General features: G+C 63.5%; 8 protein-coding genes. 5 read left to right on the top strand and 3 right to left on the bottom strand.

Annotated elements, in window-relative coordinates; translation table 11 throughout:
• Nucleotides 1-17: 17 nt before the first annotated feature.
• From RDM88_RS10745 to RDM88_RS10735, 3 genes are all read right to left on the bottom strand, one after another.
• Nucleotides 18-914 (bottom strand): ABC transporter permease, encoded by an 897-nt coding sequence (locus RDM88_RS10745; protein ID WP_308754839.1) that lies wholly within the window; start codon nucleotides 912-914, stop codon nucleotides 18-20.
• A 5-nt stretch (nucleotides 915-919) separates the two neighbouring features.
• Nucleotides 920-1837, bottom strand: coding sequence for an ABC transporter permease (locus RDM88_RS10740; RefSeq protein WP_308754838.1), 918 nt, complete (start codon nucleotides 1835-1837; stop codon nucleotides 920-922).
• A 119-nt stretch (nucleotides 1838-1956) separates the two neighbouring features.
• On the bottom strand, nucleotides 1957-3510 hold the full coding sequence (locus RDM88_RS10735; RefSeq protein ID WP_308754837.1) for an ABC transporter substrate-binding protein: 1554 nt from the start codon (nucleotides 3508-3510) through the stop codon (nucleotides 1957-1959).
• 466 nt (nucleotides 3511-3976) lie between these two features.
• Between RDM88_RS10735 and RDM88_RS10730 the strand changes: the two genes are divergently transcribed.
• The 5 genes from RDM88_RS10730 to RDM88_RS10710 all read left to right on the top strand — a co-directional run.
• Nucleotides 3977-4975, top strand: a complete 999-nt coding sequence (locus RDM88_RS10730) for an ABC transporter ATP-binding protein (protein WP_308754836.1) — start codon at nucleotides 3977-3979, stop codon at nucleotides 4973-4975.
• Nucleotides 4972-5985, top strand: a complete 1014-nt coding sequence (locus RDM88_RS10725; protein ID WP_308754835.1) for a dipeptide ABC transporter ATP-binding protein — start codon at nucleotides 4972-4974, stop codon at nucleotides 5983-5985. The genes RDM88_RS10730 and RDM88_RS10725 overlap by 4 nt, the downstream gene beginning before the upstream one ends.
• 100 nt (nucleotides 5986-6085) lie before the next feature.
• Complete coding sequence (locus RDM88_RS10720) at nucleotides 6086-6292, top strand: YwbE family protein (protein ID WP_308754834.1); 207 nt, start codon at nucleotides 6086-6088, stop codon at nucleotides 6290-6292.
• Nucleotides 6289-6645: an arsenate reductase family protein gene (locus RDM88_RS10715; RefSeq protein WP_308754833.1), complete on the top strand. Its 357-nt coding sequence runs from the start codon at nucleotides 6289-6291 to the stop codon at nucleotides 6643-6645. Before RDM88_RS10720 ends, RDM88_RS10715 begins: the two co-directional genes overlap by 4 nt.
• Nucleotides 6642-7116: alanyl-tRNA editing protein (locus RDM88_RS10710; protein ID WP_308754832.1), on the top strand; the 475-nt coding region annotated here is incomplete at its 3' end. The genes RDM88_RS10715 and RDM88_RS10710, both read left to right, overlap by 4 nt.

Below are 7116 nucleotides of genomic sequence, written 5' to 3'. Positions count from 1 at the left end.
CGGAAGGTCGGCGATCGTTATTTCATCTGGGGGTCGAGCGCGTCGCGCAGGCCGTCCCCGAGCAGGTTCAGGGCGAGCACGGTGATCATGATGCTCAGCCCCGGGAAAAGGACGAGATGGGGCATGTAACGGATGAATTCCCGGCCCTCCGAAAGCATGGCCCCCCACTCGGGCATGGGCGGGGCGATGCCCAGCCCCAGAAAGCTCAGCCCCGCGGCGGTGATGATGACCTCGCCCACGCCCAGCGTCGCCTGCACGATGACGGGCGCGAGTGCGTTGGGGATGATGTGGTGGAGGATGATGCTGAAATGGCTGTCACCCACCGCCTTGGCCGCCTGCACGAACTCCTTGTTGCGCACCGACAGCACCGCCGAACGCACCACGCGGGAATAGCCGGGTACAAGCGCGAGCCCCACCGCGATCATGATGTTGACGATGCCCGGTCCGAGGCTGGCGACCACGGCGATCGCCAGCAGCATCGAGGGGATGCTCATAAAGACGTCCATCACCCGCATGATGACGTTGTCCAGCCTTCCGCCGAAATAGCCGGACACGGCGCCGATCACGATGCCGGCCGCCATGGCGCAGGCCACCGTCGTCAGCCCGATGGTGAGCGAGATGCGGGTGCCGTAGATCACCCGCGCCAGAATGTCCCGCCCGTAGTCGTCGGTGCCCATCAGGTGCTCCGAGCTGGGGGGCTGGCGCTTGTTGACGATATCCTGCTTGATGACCTGGTTGTCGTAGTCCACCAGCACGTCCGCGAAGACGGCGATGAACACGAGCAGCACGAAGATCACAAGCCCGATCACCGCCTGCTTGTTACGGAAAAAGCGGCGGCAGAACTCTTTAAACGGGTTTTCCTTCTTCTCCCCCCCGGGACGGGAGGAAAGCGGTTTCTCTGTTTTCACGGTCATACACCTCACTCCCTCAGCCGCGGATCGATCAGGGCATAGATGATATCCACGGCAAGATTCACCAGGCTGAACACGATCGCGATGTACACCACGCTGCCCAGCACCAGGGGGTTGTCCTTCATCCGGATGGCGTTGACCATGGCGGTCCCCAGCCCGGGGATGCCGAACACCGTTTCGGTGACCACCGCGCCTCCCAGCAGGGAGCCGAAGTTGATGCCGATGACGGTGATGACCGGGATGATCGAGTTTTTCAGCGCGTGGCCGAGCACCACCCGCTTCTGGTCCGCGCCCTTGGCCCATGCGGTGCGGATGTAGTCCTGGCGGATCACCTCGAGCATGGAGGACCGGGTCATGCGGATGATGACCGCGGCGTTGACCGCCGCCAGCGTGACGGTGGGGAGCACCATCTGCCGGAAGGTGTCAAAGCCGCTGGAGGGAAACCATTTGAGGTTGAGGGAAAACGCGATGATCAGCATCATGCCCAGCCAGAAGGCGGGGATGGCGGTGGCCAGCATGGCGAAGATCATGCTGATGTTGTCGAGGACGGAATACCGCTTCACCGCCGACAGGATGCCGATGGGCATGCCGATGAGCACCGACAGGAACATTCCCGCCAGAGCCAGCTCCGCCGTCTTGGGGAACCGCTCGGCGATGGTCTCCGCGACCGGGATATTGGTGGCGTAGCTCCGCCCCATGTCCCCGCGGAGCATGTTCCCCACGTACCGCGCGAACTGCACCACAAAGGGATCGTTGAGGCCCATCTGGTCCCGCAGGACGTCCACCTGCTCCTGGGGGGCCTTTTCGCCCAGAATGAGGCGGGCGGGGTCCCCGGGGGTCAGATACATGATGGTAAAGACAATGAGGACGATCCCCAAAATGACGGGGATCAGCATCAGTATCCGTTTCAGGACAAATTTCAGCATGTCATCACACCTATACAACGGGGGGACGCCGTCCGGAGGCCCGCTTTGCAGCAGGGCCCCGGCCGGCATCCCCGATAATCATGGGTTCCTTTCAGGGAAGCGCCAGGCGGGCCGGGGGATTATTCCCAGTTCCAGCTGGCAACGGGATAGTAGCAGTTGTCGATGACCCGGACGCCCTTGAGGCTGTTCTTGGCCGCGAAGTACTGGTTGGGGAAATAGAGCGGGATCTTGTTGGCGTCCTCGTCGGTGATCTTCACGATCTGCTGGTACATCTCGGAACGCTTGGCCGCGTCGTTCTCCTGGCGGGCCTGGACGAGCAGCTCGTCGATGGTGGGGTTGGAATAGACGCTTCCCCAGTTGAAGGGGCCGTCGGAGGCGAAGAGGTAGGTGAGCATGTCGTCCGCGTCCGGCCAGTTGAGGCCGCCCACGTAGACTTCATAGTTGCCCACCGCCATCTGCTCGAAGTAGGTGCCCTTCTCGAGCGTCTCGATGCTGGCGGTGATGCCGATCTCCTTGAGCTGGGCCTGGACCACCTGCGCGACCTTCTCGCGGTTCTGGCCGGCGGCCAGCTTGATGGAGCAGGAGAAGCCGTCGGCGTGGCCCGCCTCGGCCATCAGGGCCTTCGCCTTCTCGAGATCGTAGGGATTCATCACGGGGTCGTCGGGGTTATAGCCGTCCATGACCTCGTTGAGGGGGCTGTTCGCGAGGACGCCGTCGCCGTCCTGCGCGCCCATGAAGACCTCCTCCTTGTTGATCGCGTATTTGATCGCCTGGCGGACCTTCTCGTTGTCAAAGGGGGCCGTCTGGGTGTTGAAGCCGATGTAGGCGATGGTGGCGCCGGGAGCCGAATAGAGGTTCAGGTTGGGGTCCTCCTCGATGGTCGGGGCGTCGATGGGGGCGCTGTTGGGCAGCGCGTCGATCTCGCCGTTCTGCAGCGCGACCAGCGCGGTGCTGGTGTCGGGGAGCACCCGGTAGGTGACGTTCTTGATCGCAGGGGCCTCGCCGTGGTAGTCCTCGTTGTAGGCGAGCGCCACGTTGTCGCCGGAGGACCAGCTGACGAACTTGTAGGGGCCGGTGCCCACGGGGTTGCGGCCGTAGTCTTCGCCCGCCTCGGTGACGGCCTTCTCATTGACGACGCCGAAGAAGCTGCCGCCGAGGTTCATGAGGAAATTGGCGAAGGGGACCTTGAGGGTGACCACCAGCGTCGAGTCGTCGGGCGCTTCCACCTTGTCGATGGACGTGCAGTAGGAGGCGGTGGCGGGCTCCACCATGGCGCGCTCAATGGTGTACTTGGCGTCGGCGGCGGTGAAGGGCTCGCCGTTGTGGAACTTGACGCCGCTCTTCAGATGGAAGGTATAGACCATGCTGTCGTCGCTGATGTCCCAGCTTTCGGCCAGGCCGGGCCGGATGTCGCTGGAGCAGGCGCCGTCGCTTTCGACGAGGGTGTCATAGATGTTGTACATGACCATCATGGCGGTGGCGTCCAGGGTGACCTGGGGGTCAAACCCGGTGGGGTCGGCGTTCATGGCCACGATGACCGAATCCTTTTCGCCGCTGGGCGCCGCGGGGGCGGCGTCCCCGCCGGGGGTGGTACCGGCGTTGTTCCCGCCGCAGGCGGTGAACAGGGAAAGAACGAGCATGACGACCAGAGCTAAACTGAGAAGTCTCTTCATAGGGCTTTCTCTCCTCCACATTTTTGTTTTGAGTTGAAAAACGAAGGCGCGTTGGCCGGGTCCTTACACTTTTCCACTTTGATGTGATTATACCCTTCCACCGGAAAACTGTCAATAAATATACGGGATTTCTGCAAATGACGCGCGGGGTGGGCGGGTGTTTCGGATGCCGTTATGGGATTTTCACAACGCATGTGAAAAATATGGTTCCTGCATTTGGGAAAACACGATGTAGAAAAAAATGGAAAATGTACCAATAAGCAGTATTCTCTGCTTTGTAATTGAAGGAAACCCACAAAATGCTTTGCAAAAGTTTTAGGGCTTTAGTTGACGAAATCCATCCGCCTTGCTATAATGATGGACAATATAAAATGCATAATTGTACGCTTTCGGCGTGCATATATACCGGACGGCGCGTCCCCCGCGGGACGGGCGCGTCCGGCACAAGAGGTAGGAGGTCCATACCATGAGCAGCCTGTTGGAAGTCTCGCATTTGAAGGTGCTGTTCCACACCCAGCAGGGGGACGTGCCCGCGGTGGACGACGTGAGCTTTCAGGTGGAAGAGGGGGAGACCCTCTGCATCGTGGGGGAGTCTGGCTGCGGCAAGAGCGCCACGGTCCAGGCCGTCATGAAGCTTGTGCCCACCCCTCCGGGGGAGTACGCGGGCGGGAAAATCCTGCTGGAGGGCCGGGACCTGCTCCCCCTCTCCACAAAGGAAATGATCCCGATCCGCGGGCATGAGATGTCGATGATCTTTCAGGAGCCGATGACCTCCTTAAACCCGGTGAAAACGATCGGCAGCCAGGTGGGGGAGGTGCTGGAGATCCACCGGAAGGACCTCTCCCCCCGGGAAATCCGGGCGCAGGTGGAGGAGAAGCTCTCGCTGGTGGGGATTCCCGACCCCGCCCGGTGCGCCGCGTCCTATCCGCACCAGCTCTCGGGCGGCATGCGCCAGCGCGCCATGATCGCCATGGCGCTGGCCTGCGAGCCCAAAATCCTCATTGCCGACGAGCCCACCACCGCGCTCGACGTGACCATCCAGGCGCAGATCCTCGACCTCATCCGCCAGCTCAAGGAGAAGACCGGCATGACGGTGCTGCTCATCACCCACGACCTGGGGGTGGTGGCGGAGATGGCACAGCGGGTGCTGGTGATGTACTCCGGCAAGGTGGTGGAGCAGGGGGAGGTTGGAGCCCTCTTCCGCGCCCCGCTGCACCCCTACACCGAGGGCCTGCTCGCCTGCCTGCCCCGCGTGGACCAGGACGAGGAGGAGCTCTATACGATCCCGGGGCAGGTGTCCAATCCGGCGAACTTCCCCAAGGGCTGCCGGTTCCATCCCCGCTGCCCCTACTGCCGGGAAATCTGTAAGGAAACTTCCCCCGAGCTCCGGGAGGTGGACGGACGGCTGGTGGCCTGCCACTTCCTCCCCGGGGAACGCGTCAGGAGAGAGGAGGCGGTATTATGACGGCGCAGAATTCCGCCTCCGGCCAGGGGGCGCAGGCGCCCCTGCTGGAGGTCCGGGACCTCAGCACGTATTTTCCGGTCTACGGCGGCGCGCTTTCCACCGTCAAGGGCTACGTCCACGCGGTGGACGGCATCTCCTTCACGGTGAACCAGCACGAGACGCTCGGGCTGGTGGGGGAATCGGGCTGCGGCAAAAGCACCCTCATCCGCAGCATCCTGCTGCTGGAAAAGCCCACCAAGGGCCAAATCCTCTTTGAGGGACAGGATATGCAGGCCATGAAGGCCGCGCAGCTGCGGCACCTGCGCCGCAATTTGCAGATCGTCTTCCAGGACCCCTACGCCGCGCTCGACCCGCGCATGACGATCGGACAGATCATCGGCGAGCCGCTGCGGGTGCACGGGGAGGCCGACGCCTCCCAGCGGGAGGCGCAGGTCCGGGACCTGCTCGAAATGGTGGGGCTTGAGCGCGGGTACTACCACCGCTATCCCCACGAATTTTCCGGCGGGCAGCGCCAGCGGGTGAGCATCGCCCGGGCGCTGGCGCTGCGGCCCAAGCTCATCCTCTGCGACGAGCCGGTGTCCGCGCTCGACGTCTCCATCCAGTCGCAGATCCTCAACCTGCTGCGCAGCCTCCAGTCGGAATTCGGACTGACCTATATCTTCATCTCTCACGCCCTCAACGTCGTCCGCTACGTCTCCGACCGGGTGGGCGTGATGTACCTGGGCAAGCTGGTGGAGCTGGCGCCGGTGAAGGAGCTGTATTCCACCCCCCGCCACCCCTATACGAGGGCGCTGCTCTCCGCCATCCCCATCCCCGACCCGACCGTCAGCCGGGAACGGATTCTGCTGCAGGGCGACCTGCCCAACCCCAAGAATCCCCCGGCGGGCTGCCGGTTCCACACCCGCTGCCCCTTCGCCGCCGACGAATGCCGCGCCTCTGAGCCGGCGCTCACCGAGGTGGCGCCCGGATGCCGGGTGGCCTGCCACCGGGCGGTCCGCGGAGAGATCTGAAAAAAGCGTCCCCTTTCAAAAGGGGGCGCTTTTTGCGCGGAATCATTGTGCGCGGGGCGTTTCCGTGGTAAACTGGGTAGCAGTGAAACGGGGTGGAAAGATGGACGGACACAGGCGCGCGGATATCCGGCCGGGCATGCTGGTGGATATCGTGCTCAAAAAGGACCAGCCGACCGGCAGGCGCACGCGCGGACGGGTCGGGCGGCTGCTCACCAAAAGCGGCACCCATCCCCACGGCATCAAGGTGATGCTGGAGGACGGCCAGGTGGGCCGGGTGCAGGAGATCATCGAGGAGGAGAGCAAATGAGCGTTCTTTTTTTGGAATATCCCAAATGCAGCACCTGCCAGAAGGCGAAGCGGTGGCTCGACGAAAACGGCGTGGACTACGCCGACCGCCACATCGTCGAGGAAAACCCCACGGCGGAGGAGCTGCGGGAGTGGTCGGCGCGCGCGGGCGTGCCGGTCAAAAAGCTCTTTAACACGAGCGGGATGAAATACCGGGAGCTGGGGCTGCGGGACCGCCTGCCGGAACTGGACGAGGCGGCGCAGCTTGCCCTGCTCGGAACCGACGGGATGCTCGTCAAGCGCCCTCTCGTCGTTGGAAAGGATTTTCTGCTGGCGGGCTTTCGCCCGGCGGAATGGGAGAGGCTGTTAAAATGACGGACAAGCTCTATGAGGAAGACGCCTACCTGCGCGAATTCGAGGCGGAGGTGACCGGCTGCACGCAGGGGAAGGGCGGCTGGCTCGTGACCCTCGACCGGACGGCCTTCTACCCCGAGGGGGGCGGCCAGCCGGCCGACACGGGAACCCTCGGCGGCGCGCGGGTGCTCGACGTGCATGAAAAGGAGGGCGAGGTCGTCCACACGACCGACGCGCCGCTACCCGCGGGCGGGCGGGCGCGGGGCGCCGTCGACTGGGAGGCGCGCTTTTCGCGGATGCAGCAGCATACCGGCGAGCACATCGTCTCGGGCATCATCCACCGGCTCTTCGGATTGGACAACGTCGGCTTCCACATGGGACACGACGCGGTGACGATCGATTTGAACGGCGAGCTGACGGCGGACGACCTCGGGCGGGTCGAGCGGCTGGCCAACGAGGCGGTGTGGGAAAACCTGCCCGTCGGGGTGGATT

Origin of the sequence: uncultured Anaerotruncus sp., from assembly GCF_902490045.1 — a bacterium.
GTDB lineage: Bacteria > Bacillota > Clostridia > Oscillospirales > Ruminococcaceae > Anaerotruncus.
This window is presented reverse-complemented; position numbering and strand designations above follow the sequence as displayed.

Coding starts and splice junctions, on each gene's coding strand:
- RDM88_RS10745 (WP_308754839.1), bottom strand. CDS start 914: ATGACCGTGAAAACAGAGAAACCGCTTTCCTCCCGTCCCGGGGGGGAG.
- RDM88_RS10740 (WP_308754838.1), bottom strand. CDS start 1,837: ATGCTGAAATTTGTCCTGAAACGGATACTGATGCTGATCCCCGTCATT.
- RDM88_RS10735 (WP_308754837.1), bottom strand. CDS start 3,510: ATGAAGAGACTTCTCAGTTTAGCTCTGGTCGTCATGCTCGTTCTTTCC.
- RDM88_RS10730 (WP_308754836.1), top strand. CDS start 3,977: ATGAGCAGCCTGTTGGAAGTCTCGCATTTGAAGGTGCTGTTCCACACC.
- RDM88_RS10725 (WP_308754835.1), top strand. CDS start 4,972: ATGACGGCGCAGAATTCCGCCTCCGGCCAGGGGGCGCAGGCGCCCCTG.
- RDM88_RS10720 (WP_308754834.1), top strand. CDS start 6,086: ATGGACGGACACAGGCGCGCGGATATCCGGCCGGGCATGCTGGTGGAT.
- RDM88_RS10715 (WP_308754833.1), top strand. CDS start 6,289: ATGAGCGTTCTTTTTTTGGAATATCCCAAATGCAGCACCTGCCAGAAG.